This is a genomic window from Rhizobium atlanticum (genome assembly GCF_030182485.1).
Classification (GTDB): Bacteria; Pseudomonadota; Alphaproteobacteria; order Rhizobiales; family Rhizobiaceae; genus Rhizobium.
Genome location: NZ_JAQJCJ010000015.1, coordinates 13,085 through 37,731, shown reverse-complemented (window position 1 = coordinate 37,731; position 24,647 = coordinate 13,085). Strand labels below are relative to the sequence as shown.

General features: G+C 60.1%; 21 protein-coding genes and 1 pseudogene. 8 read left to right on the top strand and 14 right to left on the bottom strand.

The window, feature by feature from the left end; genetic code table 11:
• Positions 1–7: 7 nt before the first annotated feature.
• Complete coding sequence (gene ntrB, locus PH551_RS21445; RefSeq protein WP_285194879.1) at positions 8–901, bottom strand: nitrate ABC transporter permease; 894 nt, start codon at positions 899–901, stop codon at positions 8–10.
• A gap of 58 nt (positions 902–959) precedes the next feature.
• Positions 960–2,273, bottom strand: a complete 1,314-nt coding sequence (locus tag PH551_RS21440; protein ID WP_285194878.1) for a CmpA/NrtA family ABC transporter substrate-binding protein — start codon at positions 2,271–2,273, stop codon at positions 960–962.
• Between the two features lie 415 nt (positions 2,274–2,688).
• On the opposite strand from PH551_RS21440, the gene PH551_RS21435 reads away from it, so the two are divergent.
• Positions 2,689–4,452 (top strand): putative bifunctional diguanylate cyclase/phosphodiesterase, encoded by a 1,764-nt coding sequence (locus PH551_RS21435; RefSeq protein ID WP_285194877.1) that lies wholly within the window; start codon positions 2,689–2,691, stop codon positions 4,450–4,452.
• A gap of 146 nt (positions 4,453–4,598) precedes the next feature.
• Here the strand turns inward: PH551_RS21435 and PH551_RS21430 are convergent, their stop codons facing one another.
• A complete protein-coding gene (locus PH551_RS21430) occupies positions 4,599–5,063 on the bottom strand; it encodes an Lrp/AsnC family transcriptional regulator (protein WP_085782073.1) in 465 nt (154 codons plus the stop codon).
• A 124-nt stretch (positions 5,064–5,187) separates the two neighbouring features.
• Here PH551_RS21430 and alr point away from each other — a divergent pair, with 124 nt between their 5' ends.
• From alr to PH551_RS21415, 3 genes are all read left to right on the top strand, one after another.
• A complete protein-coding gene (alr, locus tag PH551_RS21425; protein ID WP_285194876.1) occupies positions 5,188–6,321 on the top strand; it encodes an alanine racemase in 1,134 nt (377 codons plus the stop codon).
• A gap of 30 nt (positions 6,322–6,351) precedes the next feature.
• Positions 6,352–7,620, top strand: coding sequence for a D-amino acid dehydrogenase (locus tag PH551_RS21420; protein ID WP_285194875.1), 1,269 nt, complete (start codon positions 6,352–6,354; stop codon positions 7,618–7,620).
• A 73-nt stretch (positions 7,621–7,693) separates the two neighbouring features.
• Positions 7,694–8,713 (top strand): AraC family transcriptional regulator, encoded by a 1,020-nt coding sequence (locus PH551_RS21415; RefSeq protein ID WP_285194874.1) that lies wholly within the window; start codon positions 7,694–7,696, stop codon positions 8,711–8,713.
• Positions 8,714–8,858: 145 nt separating this feature from the next.
• Here PH551_RS21415 and aptA read toward each other — a convergent pair whose 3' ends face one another.
• Complete coding sequence (aptA, locus tag PH551_RS21410) at positions 8,859–10,193, bottom strand: omega-aminotransferase AptA (RefSeq protein WP_285194873.1); 1,335 nt, start codon at positions 10,191–10,193, stop codon at positions 8,859–8,861.
• Between the two features lie 139 nt (positions 10,194–10,332).
• Between aptA and PH551_RS21405 the strand changes: the two genes are divergently transcribed.
• Positions 10,333–10,881 (top strand): cupin domain-containing protein, encoded by a 549-nt coding sequence (locus PH551_RS21405; RefSeq protein ID WP_085781805.1) that lies wholly within the window; start codon positions 10,333–10,335, stop codon positions 10,879–10,881.
• Here the strand turns inward: PH551_RS21405 and PH551_RS21400 are convergent.
• Positions 10,878–11,660 carry a pyrroline-5-carboxylate reductase gene (locus PH551_RS21400; RefSeq protein ID WP_285194872.1) on the bottom strand — a complete coding sequence of 261 codons (783 nt, stop codon included), beginning with the start codon at positions 11,658–11,660 and terminating at the stop codon, positions 10,878–10,880. The genes PH551_RS21405 and PH551_RS21400 overlap by 4 nt on opposite strands.
• A 347-nt stretch (positions 11,661–12,007) precedes the next feature.
• Between PH551_RS21400 and PH551_RS21395 the strand changes: the two genes are divergently transcribed.
• Positions 12,008–12,847 (top strand): hypothetical protein, encoded by an 840-nt coding sequence (locus PH551_RS21395; protein ID WP_285194871.1) that lies wholly within the window; start codon positions 12,008–12,010, stop codon positions 12,845–12,847.
• Between the two features lie 240 nt (positions 12,848–13,087).
• Here the strand turns inward: PH551_RS21395 and PH551_RS21390 are convergent, their stop codons facing one another.
• The 4 genes and pseudogenes from PH551_RS21390 to PH551_RS21375 form a co-directional block, all read right to left on the bottom strand.
• Positions 13,088–13,672, bottom strand: a complete 585-nt coding sequence (locus PH551_RS21390; protein ID WP_483315438.1) for a TadE/TadG family type IV pilus assembly protein — start codon at positions 13,670–13,672, stop codon at positions 13,088–13,090.
• 1 nt (position 13,673) lies between these two features.
• Positions 13,674–14,204 carry a TadE/TadG family type IV pilus assembly protein gene (locus tag PH551_RS21385; protein ID WP_285194869.1) on the bottom strand — a complete coding sequence of 177 codons (531 nt, stop codon included), beginning with the start codon at positions 14,202–14,204 and terminating at the stop codon, positions 13,674–13,676.
• Entirely contained in the window at positions 14,201–15,535 is a 1,335-nt protein-coding gene (locus tag PH551_RS21380) for a TadE/TadG family type IV pilus assembly protein (protein ID WP_285194868.1), read from the bottom strand. The genes PH551_RS21385 and PH551_RS21380 overlap by 4 nt, the downstream gene beginning before the upstream one ends.
• Positions 15,536–15,719: 184 nt before the next feature.
• Positions 15,720–16,158: pseudogene (locus PH551_RS21375) on the bottom strand (carbohydrate ABC transporter substrate-binding protein); the annotation flags it as partial.
• Positions 16,159–16,546: 388 nt separating this feature from the next.
• On the opposite strand from PH551_RS21375, the gene PH551_RS21370 reads away from it, so the two are divergent.
• Positions 16,547–19,036, top strand: a complete 2,490-nt coding sequence (locus PH551_RS21370) for a sensor domain-containing protein (protein ID WP_285194867.1) — start codon at positions 16,547–16,549, stop codon at positions 19,034–19,036.
• A 54-nt stretch (positions 19,037–19,090) separates the two neighbouring features.
• Here PH551_RS21370 and PH551_RS21365 read toward each other — a convergent pair whose 3' ends face one another.
• The 5 genes from PH551_RS21365 to PH551_RS21345 all read right to left on the bottom strand — a co-directional run bounded on the left by PH551_RS21365 (position 19,091) and on the right by PH551_RS21345 (position 22,427).
• Complete coding sequence (locus PH551_RS21365) at positions 19,091–19,801, bottom strand: RNA polymerase sigma factor (protein ID WP_285194866.1); 711 nt, start codon at positions 19,799–19,801, stop codon at positions 19,091–19,093.
• A 36-nt stretch (positions 19,802–19,837) separates the two neighbouring features.
• Positions 19,838–20,158, bottom strand: a complete 321-nt coding sequence (locus PH551_RS21360; RefSeq protein WP_285194865.1) for a cupredoxin domain-containing protein — start codon at positions 20,156–20,158, stop codon at positions 19,838–19,840.
• Between the two features lie 7 nt (positions 20,159–20,165).
• Positions 20,166–20,687 (bottom strand): DUF4142 domain-containing protein, encoded by a 522-nt coding sequence (locus PH551_RS21355; RefSeq protein WP_285194864.1) that lies wholly within the window; start codon positions 20,685–20,687, stop codon positions 20,166–20,168.
• 98 nt (positions 20,688–20,785) lie between these two features.
• A complete protein-coding gene (locus PH551_RS21350) occupies positions 20,786–21,133 on the bottom strand; it encodes a DUF488 domain-containing protein (RefSeq protein ID WP_285194863.1) in 348 nt (115 codons plus the stop codon).
• A 268-nt stretch (positions 21,134–21,401) separates the two neighbouring features.
• Positions 21,402–22,427 carry an aldo/keto reductase gene (locus PH551_RS21345; RefSeq protein ID WP_285194862.1) on the bottom strand — a complete coding sequence of 342 codons (1,026 nt, stop codon included), beginning with the start codon at positions 22,425–22,427 and terminating at the stop codon, positions 21,402–21,404.
• A gap of 231 nt (positions 22,428–22,658) precedes the next feature.
• Here PH551_RS21345 and PH551_RS21340 point away from each other — a divergent pair, with 231 nt between their 5' ends.
• A complete protein-coding gene (locus PH551_RS21340; protein ID WP_285194861.1) occupies positions 22,659–24,587 on the top strand; it encodes a diguanylate cyclase in 1,929 nt (642 codons plus the stop codon).
• The last annotated feature ends 60 nt before the right edge of the window (positions 24,588–24,647 follow it).

The window sequence follows — 24,647 nt, the reverse complement described above, 5'->3', positions numbered from 1 at the left end:
ATGGTCCTCAGTTGGCCATGGCGCCGCGGGCGACGAGTTTGCCGAGCGCGGCCACCAGCTTGTCGAGAGCAAAACCGACGATGCCGATATAGGCGAGCGCGACGATGATGTCGGGAAGGCGCGAGGAGTTCCACGCATCCCAGATGAAGAAGCCGATGCCGACGCCGCCGGTCAGCATTTCGGCCGCGACGATGGCGAGCCAGGAAAGGCCGACGCCGATCCTGAGGCCGGTGAAGATGTAAGGGGCCGCCGACGGCAGCATGATCTTCCAGAAGAATTCGAGCTGGTTGAGCCGCAGCACCTCGGCGACGTTGCGATAATCCTGCGGAATATTGCGGACGCCCACGGCGGTGTTGATGATGACAGGCCAGATCGAGGTGATGAAGATGACGAAGATCGCCGAAGGGCTGGAATCCTGGAATGCGGCGAGCGACAGCGGCAGCCAAGCGAGCGGCGGCACCGTGCGCAGCACCTGGAAGATCGGATCGAGGCCGCGCATGGCCCAGACCGATTGACCGATGATCGCCCCGATGATGACGCCGGTGACTGCGGCAAGGCCGAAGCCATAAGCCACGCGCTGCAGCGAGACCAGCACCCGCCAGCCGAGCCCGATATCCTGGGAGCCGTAGTTGAAGAACGGATAGGCGATGAGGTCGTAGCTATCCTGCCAGACCTGGTGCGGCGAAGGCAAAGAGGCGTCCGCCGATGAACAGAGCGCCTGCCAGAGGAGGAGGACGAGAGCCAGCACGACGGACGGCGGAAGGACATTGTGAAGTGCGGTCAGCGCCGCGCGGCGAAAATCGATCCGCGATGCTTGCTTGCCGGAGAATGACAGAACCTTCGCCGCCGGCTTTGCAGAGGCGACGATCGAGGGATTTTCTTTATTTGCCAGGGCGGACATCAGCGCGCTCCTCACGGGAATGGAAGGCCGGCGCGCCGTTCGCGCGCCGGAGGCGGGATCAGGAGACGGCCTTGATCGAAAGGCTCTCCAGGTAGGCGGAGGGATTTTCAGGGTCGAAGACCTTGCCGTCGAAGAAGGTTTCCTTGCCCCGGGACGACGATGCGGGAATGTCGGCAGCAGCGATGCCGAGATCCTTGGCAGCCTCGCGCCAGATATCCTCGCGGTTCACCTGGTTGACCAGCGCCTTCACATCGGTCGTCGCCGGCAGGTTTCCCCAACGGATGTTTTCCGTCATGAACCAGGCATCGTGGCTCTTGAACGGGTATGAGGCGCTGTCCTTCCAAAACTTCATGTAAAGATCGGTCGCCTTGACCTCGCGGCCATTGCCATAATTGATATCGCCCTTCAGGCGGCCGAGCACATCCTTGGTCGGAACGTTGAACCATTGACGCTTGCCGAGAATCTCCGCCATCTCCGCCTTGTTGTCCATGCTGTCGCACCATTGCTGCGCTTCCATGACGGCCATCAGCAGGGCCTTGGCGGCATTCGGGTTCTTTTCGATCCATTCGGCGCGGAGCCCCAGCGCCTTTTCGGGATGGCCCTTCCAGAGCTCGCCGGTGGTGGCTGCCGTGAAGCCGATGCCCTGGTTGACGAGCTGCTCGTTCCAAGGCTCGCCCACACAGAAAACGTCCATGTTGCCGACCTTCATGTTGGCCACCATCTGCGGCGGCGGCACGACGATGGTCGAAACGTCCTTGTTCGGGTCGATGCCGCCGGCGGCAAGCCAGTAGCGGATCCAGAGGTCGTGGGTGCCGCCCGGGAAGGTCATGGCGGCCTTGATCTCCTTGCCTTCGGTCTTCTTCTTTTCGAAGGCCGCCTTCAGCTTCGAGGCATCGAGCTGGACGCCGGTTTCGGCATATTCCTTGGCGACGGAGATGCCCTGGCTATCGAGATTGAGCCGGGCAAGGACTGCCATCGGCACCGGCTTGTTGTTCTGCGTCACCTTGCCGGTGTGCATCAGATAGGGGAGCGGCGAGAGGATGTGAGCGCCGTCGATACCGTTGGCTGCGCCGCCCAACACGAGATTGTCTCTCGTCGCACCCCAGGACGCCTGTTTGGCGACATCCGTTTCCGGAAGTCCATATTTTTCGAACAGGCCTTTTTCCTTGGCGATAATCAGCGGCGCGGAATCCGTGAGCGCGATGAAGCCGAGCTTGATGCCGTTCACTTCAGGGCCTGCCCCGGCCGCAAAGGCGCCGGAGGGAAAGGCGGTCTTGACGGCGCCGATGAGGGCGGCCGCTGCAGTCGTCTTGAGCATGCTCCGGCGGGTGATGCCGGTTGCCGATATCGCAGTCGTCGAAATCTTCTTCATCTGCAGGTTCCCCTCTGCTTGGTGAATTCGGACGCAAAAAAACGCCGCCGGAATGCGTCCACGGGATGAGTGCATCCCGGATGGCAATCCTTGCGACGTCGATGTCTAACGTAAGCGCTTATGTCGCGCCCATCTGCAGCGGTCGCCGTTGACCGATGCACATTGAAGGCCTGCAATCGGTGTGCCAAGTCCAAAGCGACGGCAGTAACTTCATGAGCTGAAAGGGAAAATAAGTCAGTTCCAGCGTGCTTATTTCATGGGCAGTCTGAATATGTGATTAGTATTTGTGCTGTTGCCAGGGCGGTGGCATTCGCAAGAGCGTTATATTTGTGCATCGCACTGGCCGTTTCTGGGCTGACTGATTGGCCAACAGGGTCTTTGGCCTTCGTTCGATTAGCACTCTTTAAGATATTCAATGCGACACTCCGGCGAACGTAACAGCGAGATTGCCTTGAGCAGCAAACGATCCAGAACGAATGTCGAACTTGAAAATCTGCTTCGCCAGCTTGGCTTGGCTCTTGAGGCATCCAGGATTGGCATCTGGCAGCACAATATCGCAAAAAATCAGACGCGCTGGGACGAGCAGCTCAAGCTGATCTATGGCGTTCCGAAAGCGCCGCTTGATGTTATCTGGCTGGACAGCGTCCACCCCGATGATCTGGCGGCGACCAATGAAATATTTCTGCGGGCGATCGAAACCAGATCGGATTACGCATCGGAATTTCGCATTGTCCGACCAGACGGAGCGATTCGCTATCTGCGTTCGCGCGCTCGCTATTTCGTCGATGCGGCCGGCGACCCCTGCTTTGTCGGCGCCGAATGGGATGTGACCGACGACGTTCTGCTCAACAAGGAACTGGAGAGGAGCCGGGCGGAAGCTCGGTTCGCGGCCGATCACGATCACCTCACCGGTCTCTTGAACCGGCGTAGTTTCGATTTCGCCCTGTCCGAGCTTGCCAGGCAGGAGGGCGTCAAGGTTGCGCTTCTCCATATAGACGTGGACCATTTCAAGGAGATCAATGATCGCTTCGGGCATGCGGTCGGCGACCTCGTTCTGTGTCATCTCAGCGAGATTCTTCTGGAGGCCATTTCCGCAGATGACGTCGCAGCGCGCCTCGGCGGCGACGAGTTCGCAGTCATCGTCACTGAAGACGAGCCCGACAGGATGAGGGCGGTGCTCGATCATATTCAGCGACGCCTGGAAAGCCCGCTTCCTGGTGTCGACCAGGCACTCAGCGTGCAGTGTTCCATTGGCGTTGCCAGCGCCATGAGCGGAGACTTTGCCAAGCTGCTCTCCCAGTCGGACCTGGCTTTGTACCACGCCAAACGGAATGGCCGGAATCGCGCCGAGATTTTCACCGACGAGATGGCTTCGAGGCTGGCGAACGAAAGGCAGCTCGTCCAGGATCTGCGATCCGGATTGGCGCTCGGCCAGATCCGTCCGTTTTACCAGGTGCAGGTCGACGCCAGGTCTTTCCGGGTAAACGGCATCGAAGCTCTGGCGAGATGGCACCATCCTACGAGAGGAATTCTCGCTCCGGCGCATTTCCTGCCTCTCGCCTCGTCGAACGGATTGGTCGCAGAGCTTGACGATGTCATCCTGAGGGCCGTCCTATTGGATATGAGATCCTCGGCCTCGCTGCTCGAGCGCATTCGGCTGTCGATCAACCTCTCCGCCGAGCGTCTCGATGATCCCGAATTGACAACGAAACTCGGCGGCTATGACATCCCGCCCGGCCGATTGAGCTTCGAGCTGATAGAGACGATATTCCTGGACAGCCTGAGCGATCGGGTGCGCCAGAACATCCAGGCCATCAAGTCCTTCGGTATCGACATCGAGATCGACGATCTTGGATCGGGGCATGCCTCCTTGCTGGGCCTGCTCGAGCTCAGACCGGACCGCGTCAAGATCGATCGCCAGCTTGTGATGCCGATCCTGCAATCCGTTCCCAGCCGCCGGCTTGTCAGTTCGCTGGTCGACATAGCGCGCGCGCTTGACATGGAGGTGATTGCGGAAGGCGTGGAAACCTTCGAGCATGCCAAAGTGCTCGCCGATCTTGGCGTCCACACTCTCCAGGGTTATGCTTTTGGACGGCCGCAGTCGTTTGCCGAACTGGCAGGGCGATTGGCGCAGGAAGCATTGGAGTTCGGGCAAGCCAACTCTATCCGGTTAGCCTGACAGAGCCTCGAAGAGATCAGTGACTCCGTTGGAGTGATCGGCCCGACACCGCAACTGCTTCAGGGAAGCAATTCGAGGATCAGTGTCGTCTACGCGTCTGGAGACGCGGGCTGCAAGACTGGAGAGCGATTCAGGCCGACGCCTGCTCATCGCTTACTTTTGGTGCGCGTCGCCAGGACGTTGCGGATCGAGAAGCTGGAGTGAATCCTGAGGACGCCTGGCAAGGCCGATAATATTTCCTTGTGGATCCGTTCGAATTCGCCGGCATTGGCGACTTCCACGCGCAGCAGATAGTCGGATCCACCCGTCATCAGGAAACATTCGCGGATTTCCGGATGACGGCGGACGGCCGCCTCGAAACGGTCGAGATAATCCTCCGTCTGCCGTTCGAGGGTGATGTTGATGATAACGGCAATCATCGCATCCGCATTGCTCGTATCGAGAAGCGCCGTGTAGCCGCGGATCACGCCCGTCTTTTCCATGATCTTGATACGTCTGAGGCAGGCCGATGGCGAAAGGCCGATTTCGGCAGCAAGCTTGGCATTGCTCATCCTGGCGTCAAGGCGCAGCAGCCTCAGGATGTTGCGATCTGTCGTGTCGAGGGCAGGCATGCTCGATTGTCCCAAATTTTCGTAGATTATGCGCACAAAATGCAAGCCGTGCAATATTATAAGACGAAATGACCGGCAATATCGCCTATTCTTTCATACACTCCATGGAAACAAGAGGGTGAACATGGACAGCGCTATTTTGGTCTCCCATGCACGTACTGCCACGATCACGCAGGGAGCCACGGGCTTTCTGACGATCGATCTTGCGGCACTGGGCCGCAATTATCGGAAGCTCGTGTCGATGCTGGTCCCCGTGCGCGCTGGCGCCGTTGTCAAGGCCGATGCCTATGGCCTCGGCGCGGAGCGGGTGGCGAAAACCCTCTACGCCCAAGGTTGCCGGCACTTCTTCGTTGCTCAATTCGTCGAGGCAGCGCGGCTGCGGCCGGCGCTCGCGCAGGACGCCCAGATTTTCGTTCTGAACGGCCTGCAGCCGGGCAATGAAATTGCCTGCGCCGAACTGGACATTGTACCGGTCCTCAATTCGCTCGCCCAGTGGCAGCAATGGTCGGCGGCGGCGCGCGCGCTGAAGCGCTGCCTGCCCGCCGTCCTGCAATTCGACACCGGCATGTCGCGGCTGGGCTTTCCCCCGGAGGAAAGGGCGGAACTGGCGACAGCCCTTCGCAACGGCACCAACATCGAAGTCCTGTTCATCATGAGCCACCTGGCCTCGGCAGATGAGACCGAGGGCCAGCAGAACAGCGACCAGCTGGCAGAAATGTCCTGCATTGCCGACGAATTTCCAGGCTTCGACATCTCCTTCGCCAATTCCGGCGGGGTTTTCCTTGGCAAAGCCTATCATGGCGTGCTCGCCCGGCCGGGCATCGCGCTTTACGGCGGCGCTCCGAGCGCCGGCCCGGCGAACCCGATGGAGCCGGTCGTCAGTCTCGATGTTGCCGTCGTGCAGACGCGGACCGTATCACCGGGCACCAAGGTTGGTTATGGTGGCGCGCATGTCGCGCAACGGGAAATGCGTCTCGCCACCATTGCCGCCGGCTATGCCGATGGCCTGCCGCGCTGCCTGAGCGACCGCGGAGCCGTCTACTACAAGGGCACCCGCCTGCCGATCGTCGGCCGCGTTTCGATGGACAGCATCACGGTCGATATGTCGGCGCTGCCCGAAGGCGCGCTGACGCTCGGCAGCCTTGTCGAGGTACTCGGTCCGCATCAGACGATCGAGGATATTGCGCGGGATGCCGACACCATATCTTATGAAATCCTGACCGGTCTCGGCGATCGGTATCACAGGCAATATCGCTGAGAGCCGGCTGGCTCCATCCTTGGGGACATCATGAAAGTCATCGTTCTGGGCGCCGGCATCGTCGGTGTCACATCCGCCTATCAATTGGCCAAGGCAGGCCACGAGGTAACCGTCGTCGATCGGCAATCGGGGCCAGCGCTGGAGACGAGCTTTGCCAATGCCGGCGAAGTCTCGTTCGGCTATTGCTCCCCATGGGCGGCACCCGGCATTCCAATGAAGGCCATGAAATGGCTGTTCATGAAGCATGCGCCGCTCATCCTGCGCCCGAAATTGGACATGGCCATGCTCTCCTGGATGGCGAGGATGCTGTCGAACTGCACCTCCGAGCGCTACGCGATCAACAAGAGCCGCATGCTACGTCTTGCCGATTACAGCCGCGTCGCGCTCGCCGAGCTTCGCGCCGAAACCGGTATCACCTATGACGAACGCATGCAGGGAACTCTGCAGCTGTTTCGCACGCAGCAGCAGCTCGATGCCTCAGCGAAGGACGTCAAGGCGCTCGCCGCCGACGGCATTCCCTACGAGGTCTTGGACCGGGATGGCTGCATTCGCGTCGAACCGGCGCTGAAGCACGTGCGCGACAAGATCGTCGGCGGGCTGCTGACGCCGAAGGACGAAACCGGCGATTGCTTCAAGTTCACCAATGCGCTAGCCGACAGAGCCGAGGCGCTCGGCGTCCGTTTCGCATATGGGACGACGATCAAGGCTCTCGACGTCGAGGCCGGCCGCGTGCGCGGGATTGTCACCGATCGCGATCTTGATCGCGGGCGCGAGCGGTTGAGCGCGGATGCCGTCGTGGTCGCGCTCGGCAGCTATTCGCCGCTGCTGCTGAAGCCGCTCGGCATTCGCCTGCCGGTCTATCCGGTCAAGGGCTATTCGCTGACCATCCCGATTACCGATGCCGCGCGCGCGCCGGAATCGACCGTCATGGACGAAACCTACAAGATCGCGATCACCCGGCTCGGCGACCGCATCCGCGTCGGCGGCATGGCCGAAATATCGGGCTATACCAACGATCTCGGTCTCGCCCGCCGCAGCACGCTCGAACATTCCGTCACCGATCTTTTCCCCGGGGGCGACGTTTCCAGGGCTTCCTTCTGGTCCGGCCTGCGCCCGATGACGCCGGACGGCACGCCGGTCATCGGGCCGACCAAGATCGCAGGCCTGTACCTCAATACGGGTCACGGCACGCTCGGCTGGACCATGAGCACGGGTTCGGCGCGGCTGATCAGCGACCTCGTCGGCGGCGCCACGCCTGATATCGATGCGAGGGATCTTGCCGTTAGCCGATACGGCTGACGCGCATAGACGGCAGGAGGAATGAATGAGATGATACGCTTGTCACTTGCGGTCATCTTTTGCGAGGTCACGAATGTCCGCTAGCTCCGATTGGCATGCCCCTGGCAACCTGGTCCAACCGTCGGGAGTAGCGAACGTGTCTTTTCGGGCAACCGTGCAGAACGGAACGGACGCGGATCAGCTCGCAGAAGCATTGTCAACGCCGACATCCAAGATAAGCGTTTCGGCGGAAGGCACGACGCCCATTGGATATCGCTGCAATTTCATCTCGATGGAAGATGTAAGCGTCGCCGATTGCTCTTACGAAGGTTCGATTTCCAGCAGGCGAGACGGGGTCGCCGATAAACTGTCTATGTTCGTGCCGACACAGGGGATGATGTTGTTCGGCGGCAAGCGGGAGCCGATATATTCGCTTCCGGGTCGCGGCGTAATCCTGGAACAGGGCGCCGTCAGGGGAACGAGGATCGTCGGCCCCCGCCGTCATTTCTGCCTTTTCATCGACCGCGCCAAGATCGCTGCGCAGCTCACCCATATGTGCGAGCGGACGATCAGCGGCGATGTCGGCTTTCGCACCGACATCGATCTGACGGCCGGTCCGGGGTTTCTCCTGCAGCAACTCGTCTCCAACCTCCACAGCGGCCTCAGTGGCAACGGCTTGCTGCAACGCTCACCTCTTGCAGTCAGATCGCTCTGCGATGCAGCGGTGTACCTGCTTCTGGAGACATGTCCCCATCACTATTCGGAGGAACTGGCGCGCTCCGCGCCTCTCCCGGCCCCGCGTCATGTGAAATGGGCCATGGATTTCATGCAGGAACATATCGCGGAACCGATCTCGCTCAGCGAAATCGCCATGGCGGCCAAGGTAAGCGTTCGAACTTTGCAGCAGGGCTTCCGTCAGTTCAGGAACACCACTCCGATCGCCTATCTGCATGAAATCAGGATGGCTGCCGCCCATCGCGATCTGCTGGAATCAGACGGAACCCAGGCCATCGCCGAAATCGCGCTGAGATGGGGGTTCACCCATCTCGGGCGATTTGCAGCTGACTACCGGAAGCGTTTCGGCCTGTTGCCGTCACAGACCGTGAAGCGCTAACCTGGCTCAAGGATTTCAGCTTGGCCGGAGCCGCCGCAGACGATCCCGATGTGAAAATCTGTTGGATTCCGTAGATCTCGTCGAAGGGGAACCGTTCGAAGAGCCCGTCGGCGATCATTGCGAGAGCTCCCAGAGCCGGCTTGGATTATGCCGCGCGCTTCAGCGCATCGCCGATCGTCGAGACGATCGTGTCGATCTGGTCTTTCTCGACGATGAGCGGCGGAGAAAGCGCGATAATATCGCCGGTCACACGGATCAGCAGGCCCCTCTTGAAGCAATCGACGAAGACGTCGTAGGCACGGGTTCCCGGTGCCCCGTCACGGGGAGTAAGTTCGATTGCGCCGACCAGTCGGAGGTTGCGGATGTCGACGACGTGAGGCAGGCCCTTTAACGAGTGAACGGCTTCCTGCCAGTGGTCGGCAAGCTCGGCTGCGCGCGTCAGGAGGCCTTCTTCCTCGTAGATTTCGAGGGTGGCGAGACCGGCGGCGCAGGCGACCGGATGGCCGGAATAGGTATAGCCGTGGAAGAGTTCGATCGCATTGTCCGGTCCGACCATAAGTCCGTCATGAACCTTACGGCTGGCAAAGACCGCGCCCATCGGGATGGCGCCGTTGGTCAGGCCCTTTGCGGTGGTGACGAGGTCAGGCACGACGCCGAAATAATCCACCGCGAAAGGTGTGCCGAGACGGCCGAAGCCGGTGATGACCTCGTCGAAGATCAGCAGGATGCCGTGCTTGTCGGCAGTGGCGCGCAGTTTCTCCAAATAGCCTTTCGGCGGAAGCACCACGCCCGCCGATCCCGCCATCGGCTCGACGATGACGGCGGCGATGGTTTCGGCGCCGTGCAACTGCACCAGGCGTTCGAGATCGTCGGCCAGTTCGACGCCATGGGCGGGAAGACCCTTGGAAAAGGCATTACGCTCGATGTCGAGCGTGTGGCGCATATGGTCGGCCGGGATTTGCGGGAAGACGCGGCGGTTGTTGACGAGGCCGCCGACGGAAATGCCGCCGAAGCCGACGCCGTGATATCCCTTCTCGCGGCCGATGATGCGCGTGCGTGTTCCCTGGCCGATCGCGCGCTGATAGGCGATAGCGATCTTCAGCGCCGTATCGACCGACTCCGAGCCCGAGCCGGTGAAAAAGACTCTGTCGAGCTTGGCGTCAGCCCCGCCCGGCGCGGTTGCGGCGAGCTTCGCGGCGAAATCGAAGGCGATCGGATGGCCCATCTGGAAAGTCGGGGCATAATCGAGGGTGGCAAGCTGGCGCTCGACCGCCTGGGAGATCTTCTTGCGGCCGTGGCCGGCATTGCAGCACCAGAGCCCGGCCGTGCCGTCAAGAACCCGGTTTCCGTCAACGTCGGTGTAGTACATGCCCTCCGCGGCGGCCAAAAGGCGCGGCGTGGCCTTGAACTGCCGGTTGGCCGTGAATGGCATCCAGAAGTTTTCGAGTACGGGCGCATTCGTTTTGTTCATCTGATCCATTCTGGCCTCCTTGGGATGGGTCGAGAATGATGATTTCTCCTTTGCAAACAAGTCCTTTTCTTTGCCGGCGCAAGTTGTTGAAATATCTTGGCCCATGCGACACATTTTAGATATCCTGAACAACGCAAACGGATCCATCATGTCAGTCGATATCGGCAGCCGCCTTCGCCATCTTCGCATCGCCCACAAGCTTTCCCAGCGCGAGCTCGCCAAACGCACCGGTGTGCCGAACTCGACGATCTCGCTGATCGAATCGAACGCCTCCAATCCGTCGGTTGGAGCCCTGAAGCGAATTCTCGACGGCATCCCGATCGGGCTGGCGGAATTCTTCGCCTTCGAACCTGAACGTCCGAAAAAGGCTTTCTACGCGGCTGAGGAACTGGTGGAGATCGGCAAGGGTGCCATCTCCTACAAGCAGGTTGGCGAAACCCTGTTCGGGCGCAGCCTGCAGATGCTTAAGGAGTGCTACCAGCCGGGTGCCGACACTGGAAAAATTCCTCTTGTCCACGAGGGAGAGGAGGGCGGGATCGTGCTCTCGGGAAGGCTCGAGGTCACGGTCGACGACGAACGACGCGTGCTGGGGCCAGGTGACGCTTATTATTTCGAAAGCCGGCGCCCGCACCGGTTCCGCTGCATCGGGCCGGTGGCCTGCGAGGTTATCAGCGCCTGCACGCCGCCTACTTTTTAGTTCCTGCCCTCGATGCGGGCGAGCACGCCGTCGAGCGCTTCGGTCAGCGCCGCGATGCCGCCCTTTGTCTCGAAGTCGGTCAGAACCTGCTCGTTCAGCCCGCCCCTGGTTGCGAATTCGCGGCTCAGCGTGCTGAACGGCTCGGCGCCGGGGCCGCTTGCCTTTTGCGCCAGGCTCGCGAAGAGAGGGGCGATGTAGGCATTTGCTTTCGCTCTTTCGAGGCCGCTCGTTTCCAGCCAGACGCCGACCGTTTCCATGATTCCGAAATAGGTGGACATCGTTGCGCTTGCGGCTGCGAGAAGGTCGTATTCCTTCCTCGACTGACATTGGACGGCTGTCCCAAGCGTGTCGAACAGCGCTGCGACCGTATCATCGGGCGGATAGATGGCGGTGACGCCCTGGCGCGTTGCGACGAAAGGCAGGGGGATTGCCTGCTCGAGATGCACGTCGGCGCCGATCCAGTCGAGGAGGGAATGGCGCTCTGTCGCCGCGACGACACTGACGACGGTCTGTCCCGCCCTGAACGACAATTCCCGCACGACCTCCTCGGCGACCTGCGGCCGTATCGCCAGGAACACCATGTCGCTGCGATCGACGACGTCCTGATTGTCCTTGGCAATGTTCACGGCTGCGAATGCGCCCGCCAGCGTTTCCGCGATGTGGGCGCTTCGTGGAGAGACGTGAATCTCCAAGGCATAGGCCGGATCAGCGAGAAGCCCGCGAACCATCGCCTCGGTGATAACGCCGGTTCCGACAAATCCGATGCTTTTGATGTTCACCTGATCACTCCTTAGCTCTCAGCGGTCCAGCGCGACAATCCATTATGGCGGCGACAGGTGAGGAGCGGAAGCCCTGCTCCGTAAGATCGGCGGAACGGATTGACCGGTTAGGCCGATCTTTCCAGTCTGACGGCGCTCTTGAGTTGTGGCGCGATGCGCTCGCAGCGGCGGGGCGCATTCATGCCGTCATCGACAATGCCGCATCCGCATCTACGCCGGAGGACAGCTGGGCCTGAGCTAATCTAAGGGCGCGACGCATCGCCTGGGCGATGATCCCGCTTTCGTTTGGTACGCCATATGTTTACAAGCGGAAGGTGTAAAGATTCGACCGAACGGAGGCATTGATCTTGCATATCGTGCGTCGCGCGCTGTTGGGGTCTCTGTGGGGCCTGATCGGCTGGAAACCTTCTTTCGCTATCGACACCAGCCCGGAAGCAATCACCCGGGAGGAGGCGTCGTCGGTGACACCCCGCCATGTTCTCTGTTTTCTCGGGAGAGATCGCGACCTCGGCCGCTTGTCCCAAGCGGCGGCCAAAGCGATCGGTGATTTCGCCACCGGCTTCAGCGTCGATGAGGATTATTCGCAGGCAGTGCCGGATGACCGCATGAACCGGTCATTCGACGTCTGCTGGGATCGGGTCGAGCCCGACGCCTGGAACGAGACGGACGAGAAAGCCGTCGCCGATCATCAATCCGTCCTCTACGTCCTCGGGCCGAGCATGACGCAGGCAGACACCGTCAAGGTGTCGATGACGGCGCTGCGTCTCGTCGAGCGGCTGATCGAGGCGGGAGCGGTTGCCGTCAAGGGCGAAAGCGCCGGCATCGCACATGGGCTCGATCGATGGAGAGTGCTGATCGGCCAAGGCGCCGAAGCGCAGAATGCCGGCGATCCGCTCGCCCAGCAGCGCATCGGGCGGCTGGCTTTCGCGAAGCGGCCGCTCTCGGCGCGTGGTTATCTGGAAAGCGTCGGCTTCCATCTGGTGGGGCTGCCGGAGGTCTATGTGCCGGAGACATCAGGCAGCGAAAGCCAGGTCGTTGCCATTATGGATGCAGTTGCCGACGAGATCGGCAAGCAGGGTCTCGATCCGACGCTCAAAGCGCGGGGCGCAAGCCTCTCCTTCGATTCCAGCTATGACGTGGATGAGTTCAAGTTCAATCCCTACGGCATCGTCAAGCTCGCGGGGTGAACCGGCTCGGGGTAATCGGCCTGCGATAGGGCGAAGCGCTGGATCGCCGTTGCAGCGACGCGCTCATATGCATGTCATTCAATCGTTCTGCTGTTCGAATGTCTTGGCAAACTCTCCATAGTGGCGCGCTGATCCCGCATTCTTCTCGGCCGAAGGAGGCCGGCCGAGCGCAATGCATCATCGTCGGCGTGACGGCAAGCGACCGGGGACCTCATAATCCACCGACCACGAACATTCAGTCTAGTTGTAACTGATCGTGTCGCTCACGCGCGGGCGATTGAAGAAATGGTGGTCGAAGCTGTAGCCGTTCTGTCCGGTGAAGTTCGAGAAAAACGCCGACACTGGTGTCGTCAATGTGTATTGCACCCGCGTCATCACCACCTGGACGCCCGTCTCCTGGATCTTCGCCGGTATGTCGATCGTGCTTGTCGTCCCGGAAACAAGCGACGAGGTGTTGAACGCGGCGGACCAATTGACGGTCGCCTTGCCGCTATTGTCGACATCATTGACCGTGACCGTAATCGTCAGCCCGGTGGTCTCATAGGGCTGGAGGATGAAGCTCGCGCCTGAAAGAAGCTTGGTGACGTCGGTCTTCGCCCAGGTGCTCTGCTGCGCGATCATATCGCCTGTACTGGAAGCGATCTCGTCTATCTTGCGGCTGACGGTGAGGGCATGGCCGAGATCGACGGTGCCGAATAGCAGCACGATCAGGATCGGCAGCACCAATGCGAATTCCACGCCCGAAGCGGCCGTGCGGTCGCAGGCGAGGCGACCGATGCAGGATCGGGCGCGGCTGAGAAGGGGGAGGTTCCGTGTCATGATCATCTCAGAAGGGCTCATTGCGAAACAGAGCGGAGGACCCAAGGAGATAGCGGCCGTCCGACAGCTTGGCGCTCGACAGGCTGAAGAAATTGACCGAGGCTTCCCATGGCAGAAACGCCTGTACCAGAATGTAATCGCTGCCCTTGCCGATATCATAAGTCTCGGTGACGGCGAGATTGCCGCTGTCGTCGATCGGATCGGCGCTGGTAGCGGACGACAGGTCGGAAAGCACGCTGACCTTGACGACGAGGCCGCTCGAGCAGCTGAAAGACAGAAGCATGTCCTCGCAAATTTTGCTCTTGAAAGTGGCCAGTGTGATCTTTGATGACGCCACCTCGCCGGTGCGGATCATCCGGGAGATTTTATGAACGGAAGCGTCCAGCGAGGAGTTGACAAAGAACATCAGTGACACTTCGATGATGCCGAAGATCATGATGAAGAGCGGCAGGGCCAGGATCGCAAATTCGATCGCAGCCACCCCCTTGCGATCGCCGAGCAGGCGGCGAAGCAGTGCAAAGCGGTTTCTTGCGGTCATTGGGTCAGCCGGACGGAAGAGAGATATTGAGTGAAGAGCGTCGACAGGCCCGCTGTGATTTCCGTCGACGACGATGCCGATATGAACAGGCTCTTCGACGATGCGCAGTCGGCAAGTGCGTAGGGAATATAATCGCGTCTCGTAATGCTGGTCGACACGCCGCTGCCCATGGTGCCGCCCCAGGTGCTCTTCCAGTTGGCGCTCGCCATGGTCGAGCCGACGGTTGCGTTATAGCCCCAGTCCGTGGTGATCGGCAGATATTCGGTGTAGAGCACGGCCATCGTGTTCGACTGGTTCTTCAGATAGTCGCACCAAGCGGGATTGAGGGGCGCTACCTTGGGCCAGTATTTTGAGCCATTCGTCACCCATTCGCGCTGTGATTGGACACCGTCCGTCAGCAGGAGAACCAGCTTGAGCGGCGAGCCCGAGGAGGTCCCGTCCCCTCCGGCGCCGACTTTCTTTTTGAGCGTCGCAAGAGAAACGTCGAAATAAGTGGCGGCCTTCGAGGTCGCGCTGGTGAGGCCGTAGCTGCTGTCGGCGAGGCGGGCGCGCGCCGTATCCGTGCTCAGCGTTGGGGCGAGAACTTCTGAAAGCGTATCCCCGAGGCTGTATAGCCCGACCTTGATGCGTTCATGATTCTCGTCGGATTCGTCGATCATGTCGAGCACTTCGCGCACGGCGTCGCCGGCGACATCGGCGCGCAGCTTTATCTTCTTTTCCTTGCTGTAGTCATAATTGGTCGCGTATGTCGTCTTGCCGATGGTGTGCGAATCACCCGTGTGGCAGGCGAACTGGCATTTGATGCCGGTATACATGGTCGACTGACCTGACGTCGTTGCCGCCAGCAGCATCGACGGCGAGGTGTCGATGACGATATAGACATTGAGATAGGACGTGGCGGGGCCTTTGACGGCGCTTGCCACGCTGACGGGGACGGTCTCGATGTTGGCGATCTTCATGAATGTCGTCGGAACGGTGCCGTTCGCCGTCGCCGTGATGTTGTGGTTCACGGTATCGATGTCGATATCTGCTAGCGTGTAGCTGTTGTCCACCTGCGCATGGAACCAGTCGGAAACCTTCTCCTTCAGAGCGTCGGTATCCTCGGTGTTGTTGATCTGCTTGACCGCTGCGATCAGGGCCGCGTCGAGATCGCTCTGCATCCTCTGCCGGACATTGTAGCTGCGAATATAGTCGAAGCTCGCACCGACGGCGACGAGCATCGGCACGAGGCTGAGGGCGACGACGATCGCGACGTTGCCGCCCCTGTCCCTTCCGAGACTGCGAAGGGCGCTCGTAATTCGAGCAAGCGAGTATGAAAGAGCCAACTTCAAAACACACCATGACGCAAGACAAAAAATAGCAAAAGAAAGATGTATCTGGAAAACTTGAGCGTTTGTTAATTTCCCAATTTCCGGTAGAAGATGCACCGTCGGCACACCGTTTGCTGCGCTTATTGGACATGGTTGCGAATTATGGATATTCGCTACGCTATCGGCGAATGCGGAGGAGCCTCTCTCAGCGCTGCATCAGCAGGTCGTGAAGTCGTCTTTGAACCTCTTGCGAAAACATGGTCCTGTTGTTGAAAACGTCTCCCACCACGGCAATCCAGCCTTCCGACATCTGCCTCGGCATGGCCTGCGACTGGGCGCTGACTTCACCCTTCTTGGCCTTGATCATCTCCGATCCGAGCTTGCCGCAATGATCGAGCCCGCCGACGTCGGTGCGGACCTCAGCGATTCCCTGAACCGGCTGAACGCGACCTGATTATCGCGATCGAGCACCATGCGGGCGAAGGCTTCCTGTCCCTCGGTCGTGCTGTCGCGATTGGTGATTGGGAAGGCGAAGGCGTCGATCACCATGAAATAGGCGATCGACGTGCCGGGAGCGAGGCTGCAATCGAAATCCTCGCCGACGCTGTAGCCGCGCGCCGCAAGCTCGTCCTCGCCCAGTCGCCCGCCGGCTACGCGTCCAAAGCTGTCCCGCTAAAACCCTGCAAGTCTTCCCGCAACAAAAATGAAAGACCGAGCGGGCGGGATTTTGCCGACGAGACTATCCACTTTGCGCGCGGACGATCCGTATCGCGCGCCGAAAATTGCAGCGCCGCCGCAGACGGAGCGATCTCTTAATTTTCTGACCGCAGTGTTCCGGGTCGAGCGACGTGCTTGATGTAGCGGATCCGCGCCCCTCAAATGACTTGGGCGGCTTTCTTGGAAGAAAACTCAGCCGGTGGATGAGATATCCGGTTGTTACTCATGGTGAGTAAACGCATGACGAAGTCCTCGTTCCAGTCGCCTCGGCAGCCCACTCTTCTTATGCAAGATGGAGAGGGCGAGGGAAAAGGAATGCAACATCAGGACGTCGTAATCGACCGGAAAGCGCTTCTCGACGCTTTGCTGGGGCCATTTCCGCTTCCGCTTTTTTACAAGAACCCGCAAGGCCACTATCTCGGCTGCAACAAGGCATTCGAAGATTTTTCCGGCTACCGACGTGAAGAGATCATCGGGAAAACCGATTTCGATCTAACTTCGAACCATCTGCCTGAACTCCATTTCGTCGATAACGCGGCGCACCGCGACAGAGGCGGAGCCCAGCACTCCGAACGAAAGATGCTCACCGCGAACGGTGCGGTACGGGACGTCGTTTTCAACAAGGCGGTGTTGCCAGGGGAAAACGGTGCTCCGGCCGGCCTGATCGGCGCCCTTGTCGATATTACCGAGCACAAGCAGGCGGAGCAGGAGCTCAGGAAGGCGCTCGAATTCGCGGAAGGTATCCTCACCGCCATCCCGGATGTTCTGTTCGAGGTGGATGAGGACGGCCGCTATCTCCAGGTCTGGACAAGAAACCCGGAACTGCTGGCCCAGCAGAAGGAGATGCTGCTCGGCAAGACAGTCAACGAGATTCTTGCGCCGGAGCAGGCAGCTATCGCGATGGAGGCTCTTCGCACGGCCGGCCAGGAGGGAGTTGCCTACGGCCGATGCATCTGCATCGCCCTGCCGAGCGGCGAAACGCGGTGGTTCGAGCTTTCCGTGGCGAGACGACCGAGCGCCGATCCGACCACTGCCACCACGCTCCTGGCATTCTCGCGAGATATCACTGAGCGAAGACGGGCTGAAGACGCCATCAATTCAATGCGGACGCAGCTGCTCAGCGTGCTTCAAACCATGCCCGACATGATCTGGGTCAAGGACATGGATGGATTCTATCTCCTGTGCAACCACACCTTCGAGCGGCTGACCGGATTGACGGAAGCCGAGGTTGTCGGAAAGACGGATTTCGATCTGTTCGGTATCGAAAGGGCTCGATTTTTTCTGGAATCGGACAAGGCGGCGATCAAGGCTGGCGAGTGCATCTTCAGCGATGAGGAGTGGGTAGTTTCGCAGGAGAATGGCCAATCCATTCTTCTTGAAACACGCAAGGTGCCGGTCATGGATGCGGCGGGAGAGGTCGTCGGGGTTCTTGGGGTGGCGCGGGATGTGACGGAGCTGAATGCCTCGCGCCAGAAGATCCACCAGATGGCCTTCTATGACCCCCTGACCTCGCTGCCGAACCGGTCGCTGTTCAACGATCGGCTGCGGCAGATGATCACCTCGGCCGGATCGCGGGGCCAGCGGGCAGGCGTGATACTGATCGACATCGATCATTTCAAGGTGATCAACGACACGATGGGCCATCCCCTCGGCGACGATCTGCTCTGTCAGGCCGCCGCGCGCCTCAATGCGAGCGTGCGCGATTACGACACTGTCGCCCGTCTGGGCGGCGACGAGTTTGCGATCTTGCTGCCCGATCTCAGGCAAGGCGACGATCTCGGCCGCATCGCCAGCAACATTCTCGAGAAGTTCAAGGATGGCTTCCTGCTGGATGGCAAGGAGGTTTTCATTTCCTGCAGTGTCGGCATCGCGCTCTATCCTGCTGACAGCGCCGACGCCAATGACCTGGTGAAATACGCCGATTCGGCGATGTATCTCGCCAAGCGTTCGGGGCGAAATAATTTTCGCTTCTATTCCAAGGACCTGACGGCGAACGCCGAGGAACGCATGCGGCTGGAATCGGAATTGCGGCGAGCGATCGAGCGCGAAGAGCTGGAACTGCACTACCAGCCGAAGGTGCTTCTGGACAGCGGCGCGATGGTCGGATCCGAAGCCTTGCTAAGATGGCGTCACGCCGAGATGGGGATGATCCCTCCCGACCGTTTCATTCCGGTCGCAGAGGATACGGGCCTGATCGTCGAGCTTGGGCGATGGGTGCTGGGCGAAGCCTGCCAGACCGCGGTCGAATTGAATGCCGGCAGCCAGGCGCCGCACAAGGTAGCGGTCAACTTGTCGGGCAAACAATTCCAATCCGCCGGATTGGTAAAGTCGATCGCCGAGATTCTCGGAGAGACCGGTTGCCGCGCCGAATGGATCGAAATCGAAATCACCGAAAGCCTTCTCCTCGATCAGAAGGACGAGACGCTGCAGACGCTCTCTGAACTTCGCAGCATGGGATTTTCGATCGCCATCGACGATTTCGGCACCGGCTATTCGGCGCTGAACTATCTGGCGCGCTTTCCGATCGACACACTGAAGATAGACCGGTCCTTCATCAACAGCGCCGACAGGCGCAATGAGGAACTGGTGAAGGCGATCCTCTCGATCGCGCGCTGTCTCGGCCAGAATGTCGTGGCGGAAGGGGTCGAGACCGCCGAGCAGGCTGCCTTTCTCGCCGCAAACGGATGCGGCTCGGCGCAAGGTTTCCTTTACAGCAAGGCAGTGCCGAAAGCGGATATCATCGCTCTCACACTGCGCTCTCCGGTCGGCGGCTCCAGCCCGAGCGAGATGTGGCCTCGCGGGTGAGCGAGCCCGTCTCTCACCTGCCGCGTCGAAGCACGCGCGTGCTATTGCCCGATATCACGCTGTCTGACGAAGCGTTGCGATGACGCGGTCGCCCATGGAGGCACAGCGGGCGCCGTCGAAGGGGAACAAAGCCGAGAATGCGCCGGAGAGCTGTTTCTCGATCGATTGGCGCATCAGCTTGCGCGCCCGATGCAGCCGGGTCTTGGCGGTTTCGGGTTTGATGCCGAGAAAGGATGCGGCCTCCTCCGTGCTCATGCCCTCGACCTCGCGAAGCACGAAGATGGCGCGAAATTCGTCCGGAAGTCCGTCGACGGCCTGTTCGAGAAGATGCCGCGCCTGGCTTCGCGACAGTTCACTTTCCGGATCGGTTGCGGAGAGCGAGGAGGGGAACTGGAGGACTTCGCCGCCCCCCGATTTCGTCTGCATGTCGATTTCCTCAAGCCCGGTGGTGTTCTTTCGTGCGCGCACGCGGCCCAGCGCCTCGTTAAGCGTTATCCGGGTCAGCCATGTCGAAAGCGCGGCCTCGCCGCGGAATGTCGCCAGATTGGTGAAGGCCTTGACATAGGCGGCCTGCACGACGTCTTCCGCTTCCCAATCGCTGCGGATGATGGCGCGCGCGGTGCGGAACAGGCGCTGGTTGTGACGCTGGACAATGGCGCGGATGGCAGGCTCGTCACCCTGCTTTGCAAGGGACACGAGCTCGGCATCGGCGAGTGCTGATATATTCTGCCGGCGTCGCGCGACAGGAACGGCAATGGCTGTCATGCAAGTCTCCGCATTGCTTTGGATCGGAGCCCGGCCTTACGGCCGGACGTCCAGTTTGCCCGTCATGGCGGGATGAAAACGGCAATAGAAATCGACCGCTCCCGCCCGGCCGACCGTCATCCGCGCTTCCGATTTCGGCGGCAGATCGAGATCGAAGCTCTTGTCGCGAGCTGTCGCCGTATGCCGGAATATATCATTGTTTCGCCAGACGATCACATCGCCGACATGCAGCTCGGCAGGCGGCGCGCCGAATTTCATGCCTGCGATGGTGACCTGATATTCCGCCGCTGAAGCGACCCCGCTGCCTGCCCAGAGCAGCGCCAACAACAGCGGCAGCAATTTCATCAGCGATCCCATCGCGACCCTACTTGATCATCGAAGCGAGATGCTCGGCATGCGTCTGGTGTTGCTTGAACAGGGTAAGGCCCGTTTCCAGCAGCGATTTCAGCTCCTTGTTCTGAGCCGACGGGATCAGCACCTTGGCAAGGGCATCGTTGACCGACTTGTGATAAGCGACTTCGTTTTCGACATAGGCCTTGTCGAAGGCAGCGCCGTCGAGGGCGTCAAGCGTCTTCAGTTCCTTGCTCGCCTGGGCCGAGAGCGACTGGCTGATCTTGTTGTCCTCAGGCGTCACCTGCAGCTTCTTGACGAGGGCGAGCGCCTGGTCGTTGACGGCCTTGTGGTCGCGCTCCATTGTTTTGGCGAACTCGATGACCTCGGCATTCTTGCTCTTCTTCAACGCCTGCTCGGCGGCGGTGACATCGATCTGCCCCGCCGTATAGGCGATGTGGGCGATCTGAGGATCGGTCGGCTTGGCGTCGGCGGCGATCGAGGCGGTGCCGAGCGACGCCGCGATGAAGGTTGCGCCGAGAATTCGTTTCAACATGATCTGTCTCCTTATGTCGGATGGAAGCGAACATTGGATGCAGATCGCTCGAAAAGGTTCCCGGAAATCTTCGAAGCGGGAGATGGTTGCCGGCCGCTTCAGTCTTCGCCGATGAAACGCTGAAGCACGATTGCATGATTATAGGCCTGGTCTTTCGCCGCATAGAGAAGCGTGGCATCCGATTGCCCGATCCGGCGTTCGAGCTCCTCTACGGCTGATGAGTTCTTTTTGAGCTCGTCCAGGTAGCGGCGTTGAAATTCGTTCCATTTGGCTGGGTCATGGCCGAACCATCGGCGCAGCGCCGGGCTCGGCGCGATGTCCTTCAGCCAGACGTCGACGGCCGCTTCCTGCTTCTTCAAGCCGCGCGGCCACAGCCTGTCGACCAGAATACGCGTACCGTCCCGGTCTTCCTTCGGCTCGTAGATTCGTTTGATGTGCAAGGCCATTTGCTCATCCGCTATGAAGGTAATTCCGAACGAATACGCGGATGAGGGATCTGGTTCCACTCACCGTCCGTGGTTTCACTTAGTCACGCTAAAGGGGCCTCCAAGCTGTCATAATTGCTTTTAGTGCGGAAGTGTCGTCGTTCGGTCATCTCCCGCCGTGATTTGACCGAGCAAGAGGAGGAGGAGATTGGGGGCGCCTGTAGGAGGCAGCTGTCAGTTGACAAGCGTCAGAGGCCCGAGTCGAATGGAGCGTTTCCTAGTAGGGAAGTCAGCGCGAGACGGGCGCATCACCTCGCATCAGGCCGAGCGACTTCAGGTCCTCCCACAGTTCGCGAGGGATTTGTCTGTTCCGCGCCCGGTCGTTTGACGTCACTTGATCGATCGACTGGCCGCCCGGGATGACGGAAACGACAGCCGGGTGGAAGAACGGAAAGTTGAGAGCCGCGTCTGAGAGAGAGACATTATATTTCAGGCAGACGTGCTCGATGCGCCGGACTTTATCGAGAATGTGTGACGGGGCGTCAGAGTAATTATATTGCGCGCCGGCAATGGGGCCTGTCGCCAATATGCCGGAATTATACGGCCCGCCGAGCACAATGCCCATATTGCGGGCGACGCACAGGGGGAGAAAGGATTCCAACGCCTCCTGCTCAAGCAGAGTGTAGCGTCCGGCAAGCAGAAACAGGTCGAAGTCGCCACGTTCGGCTAGCATCTGACACATCTCCCACTCGTTTATTCCGCCACCGATGGCTTTCACCACTCGCTGGTCGCGTAGCGAGGTCATGGCCTGATAGCCACCACTCATGAATTGCTCGAGATAATGGTCGCAGGCCGCCTCGGTGCCGTGATTGAAGACATCCAGGTCGTGCACGAACAGAATATCGAAGCTGTCGAGCCCGGTGCGCTCGAAGGAAGCTTCGAAAGATCGCATGACGCCATCGTAGCTGTAGTCAAAAACCTCTTGGCGACTGGGCGTATCGAAGAATTTGCCGATGCCGGTCCGCTGTTCGGGTCGGCATACCTTGAGGAGCCTGCCGACTTTTGTCGACACGACGTAGTCTTTACGCTGCTTCGTTGCGAGGAAGCGGCCAACCCGCCTCTCGGCGAGGCCAAGCCCGTAGAGCGGCGCGGTGTCGAAGTAGCGGATGCCGTGTTGCCAGGCCGCATCTAAAACCGCTGCCGCCTCCTCATCTGTTATCGCCCGATAAAGATTGCCGAGTGGTGCGGTGCCGAACCCGAGTTCGGTAAAGGTAAGCCCGCCGTCTCCCCTGCGGTCCCAATGTCGCGTCTTCATGTCAGCTATCCGCACCCCATATTCGTTTGCCGCTCGTGCTCGACACTGCAGTCTAACCAATAACGCTTCCGGTTGGAATCGGAGCTAAAACGAGGAACCTTGGCCTGCGATGGCCCGGGGCAAGGGCGCCAACCCAGCAAGCATCCGTAGAGGAGCGTGATATCTGGTGCATCAGCCGGCGAATAGGGCATCCAGCTGCCCGATTTAACGAAGCCCAAACCACTATTGTGTATGACAGGGTTGTTACATGGTTTGGAAGGTGGACCCAACGCGGTGAATGGCATCTGGACGCAATTTGGTGGCAACCTTTCCTTCGTGTCTCTGGCGATGTCGCTCTGGGCTCTGTTTTCGATCCAGTTTCAGCGCCGTTCCTTCACGCAGGAGAAGATCGCCTTCGGGATAATAGCCGGCGGCGCGTCGATCGGATCCATATTGCTGGCGGTCGAATTCCACCCCGGCATCTATATCGACCTGCGTTTTTCGCCGCTTGCATTGGCCGGTATGTTCGGGGGGCCGATTGCGGCGGCTTTTGCTGCGTCGCTGGCGATCGTCTTTCGCTTTGCTGTCGGCGGCACGGCGATGGTCGACGGGATGATCACAATTGCATTCGCAACCGGCATCGGCGTGGCCGGCCATTTCTGGACCCGGAAGAGATCTCCTGGCTTCACGGATGTTGTTCTGCTGGGCCTTGCCCTTGGCGCGATACTGGTTGCAGCGATGGCCCTGCTTCCCACTCTCGTGACCGCTCATGTGCTGGCCGGAGTGGGCTTTCCCCTGACGGCCTTGAATTGTCTGGCGACCGTGATCGGTGGCTTTGTGCTCCTGAAGACGCAGCAATGGGAACTCGAACGAAGCATCCTGGTGACGGCATTTTCGCAATCGCCGGACTATCTCTATGTGAAGGACCGAAACAGCCGGTTCATTACCGTCAATGAAAACATGACGCGCCTCTTCCGTTTCAGAACGACGGCGGAGATGACCGGATTGTCGGATTTCAATCTGATGTCGCAGCCGCTCGCCGAAGAATTGTATCATCTCGAGCAGCAGGTGATGGAGACAGGGACCCCGCTGATCGACTCCACCGAGCGGATCGAAGGCCGTTTCCTGCTTGCTTCCAAGGTGCCGGTGCGGGACAAGCAGGGACGGATCATCGGCCTTGCAGGCGTAACGCGCGACGTCACCGAGCGCACAGCGCTGGAGCGGGAGCTGCGCGAAAGCAAGAAGCTGCTGTCGCATGCGATGGCGAACATGTCCGACGGCATCGCCATGTACGACAGCAAAGGGTTTCTTGTCTTCTGCAACGACCAATATCGCGACGCCTTTCCGCTGTCCGGCGGCGCCCGCGTGGTCGGCGCGCATATCAGTGACATCCTGCGCCGCGTCGTCGAAACCGGCGAGCGGCCCGGCGCCGTCCAGGGTGACCCGGAAGAGTGGATCAAGACCGTCAGCGCGACCCTGCACAGCAACAAGGACGAGGAGGTTCAGCTTCACAACGGTGATTGGCGCAGCATCCGCACAAGGATTGCCGGAGATGGCACGGCGATGGCCGTCGTCTCGGACATCACGGCGACGAAACAGGCGGAGATCGCGCTCAGGCTGTCGGCGGAGCAATTGAAGAATCTTGCCGAGACCGACGGGCTCACCGGCATCGTCAATCGCCGCGCTTTCGACGAGGCCTTCGCACGTGAGACGGCGGGCAGCGCCAGGAAAAATACGCCCTTCAGCCTGTTGATGGTCGATATCGACCGCTTCAAAGCCTATAACGATACCTATGGTCACCCCGCCGGCGACCAATGCCTGCGTGTCGTCAGCAAATGTCTGCGCCAGTCCGTCAGTCGGCCGGCGGACATCGTCGCGCGCTACGGCGGCGAGGAATTCGCCGTCTTCCTTCCCGACACCAGCGCCAAGGGGGCGATGATCGTCGCCGAACAATTCGCGCGTCGCCTAGCCCAGGAGAATATCATTCATTCCGGCAGCGAATTCGGGCGGGTCACCGCCAGCATCGGCATATCCTGCGCCACCGGCGCGACCCTGCGGACCAGCCCGAACCGGCTTCTGGCAGAGGCCGACGCCGCGCTCTATGAGGCCAAGACACAAGGCCGCAACCGTATCCTGGCGCATTCCCGCGAGAACGGGCATGCACTGAAGGAAACCGGTTAGAAGCACGCGCTTCAGCTCTCTCTCGATAGGTTTCTTCTATCGAACCATCATTCGTACGCC

Bases quoted from the DNA above. Each gene is read 5' to 3' on its own strand.
- PH551_RS21430 (WP_085782073.1), bottom strand. From the start codon at position 5,063: ATGCCTGCCCTCGACACGACAGATCGCAACATCCTGAGGCTGCTGCGC.
- alr (WP_285194876.1), top strand. From the start codon at position 5,188: ATGGACAGCGCTATTTTGGTCTCCCATGCACGTACTGCCACGATCACG.
- PH551_RS21370 (WP_285194867.1), top strand. From the start codon at position 16,547: ATGCAACATCAGGACGTCGTAATCGACCGGAAAGCGCTTCTCGACGCT.
- PH551_RS21405 (WP_085781805.1), top strand. From the start codon at position 10,333: ATGTCAGTCGATATCGGCAGCCGCCTTCGCCATCTTCGCATCGCCCAC.
- ntrB (WP_285194879.1), bottom strand. From the start codon at position 901: ATGTCCGCCCTGGCAAATAAAGAAAATCCCTCGATCGTCGCCTCTGCA.
- PH551_RS21420 (WP_285194875.1), top strand. From the start codon at position 6,352: ATGAAAGTCATCGTTCTGGGCGCCGGCATCGTCGGTGTCACATCCGCC.
- PH551_RS21390 (WP_483315438.1), bottom strand. From the start codon at position 13,672: ATGATCATGACACGGAACCTCCCCCTTCTCAGCCGCGCCCGATCCTGC.
- PH551_RS21440 (WP_285194878.1), bottom strand. From the start codon at position 2,273: ATGAAGAAGATTTCGACGACTGCGATATCGGCAACCGGCATCACCCGC.
- PH551_RS21415 (WP_285194874.1), top strand. From the start codon at position 7,694: ATGTCCGCTAGCTCCGATTGGCATGCCCCTGGCAACCTGGTCCAACCG.
- PH551_RS21435 (WP_285194877.1), top strand. From the start codon at position 2,689: ATGCGACACTCCGGCGAACGTAACAGCGAGATTGCCTTGAGCAGCAAA.
- PH551_RS21365 (WP_285194866.1), bottom strand. From the start codon at position 19,801: ATGACAGCCATTGCCGTTCCTGTCGCGCGACGCCGGCAGAATATATCA.
- PH551_RS21345 (WP_285194862.1), bottom strand. From the start codon at position 22,427: ATGAAGACGCGACATTGGGACCGCAGGGGAGACGGCGGGCTTACCTTT.
- aptA (WP_285194873.1), bottom strand. From the start codon at position 10,193: ATGGATCAGATGAACAAAACGAATGCGCCCGTACTCGAAAACTTCTGG.
- PH551_RS21350 (WP_285194863.1), bottom strand. From the start codon at position 21,133: ATGGCCTTGCACATCAAACGAATCTACGAGCCGAAGGAAGACCGGGAC.
- PH551_RS21355 (WP_285194864.1), bottom strand. From the start codon at position 20,687: ATGTTGAAACGAATTCTCGGCGCAACCTTCATCGCGGCGTCGCTCGGC.
- PH551_RS21360 (WP_285194865.1), bottom strand. From the start codon at position 20,158: ATGGGATCGCTGATGAAATTGCTGCCGCTGTTGTTGGCGCTGCTCTGG.
- PH551_RS21340 (WP_285194861.1), top strand. From the start codon at position 22,659: ATGACAGGGTTGTTACATGGTTTGGAAGGTGGACCCAACGCGGTGAAT.
- PH551_RS21385 (WP_285194869.1), bottom strand. From the start codon at position 14,204: ATGACCGCAAGAAACCGCTTTGCACTGCTTCGCCGCCTGCTCGGCGAT.